This window comes from Ochrobactrum sp. SFR4, from assembly GCF_019730395.1.
In the GTDB taxonomy this organism is placed as follows: domain Bacteria; phylum Pseudomonadota; class Alphaproteobacteria; order Rhizobiales; family Rhizobiaceae; genus Pseudochrobactrum.
Map to the genome: position 1 here is coordinate 1 of NZ_JAAPBB010000364.1, position 359 is coordinate 359.

Annotated in this window: 1 protein-coding gene; it reads right to left on the reverse strand. The window is 46.2% G+C overall.

Features of this window, described 5'->3' with window-relative positions:
- Nucleotides 1-117: 117 nt before the first annotated feature.
- Nucleotides 118-359: SOS response-associated peptidase family protein (locus HBA93_RS19380; protein WP_221724380.1), on the reverse strand; the 242-nt coding region annotated here is incomplete at its 5' end.

Consider the following 359-nt stretch of genomic DNA (forward strand, 5'->3'; position numbering starts at 1 on the left):
ATGGATTGTATGCAGTTTTCACTGCACCTTTTCGGCAAATACAGGAGGAGGGAAGGCTGTACTCTTCAGGCACACGGAATAATCGTTAGACTATTACACTGAGATAGGTGTGCTAATTCAAAGTAGCATGCATAATTTTGTTGATGTCAGCGGCCGCTGCAGCTCCTTTGCAATATCCCACGGCGCTGTCATCCACATATCATATTCCTCTGGCTCAGTCAGGATGACTGGCATCGCTGTCGGGTGAATTGGCGCGACAACGGAATTCGGTTCACTTGTCAGGAAAGCAAATAATGTGTGATTTTGTTTGCCTTCTGATGGCTTTCTTACGCCAATCCATTCTGTCCAAATGCCTGCAA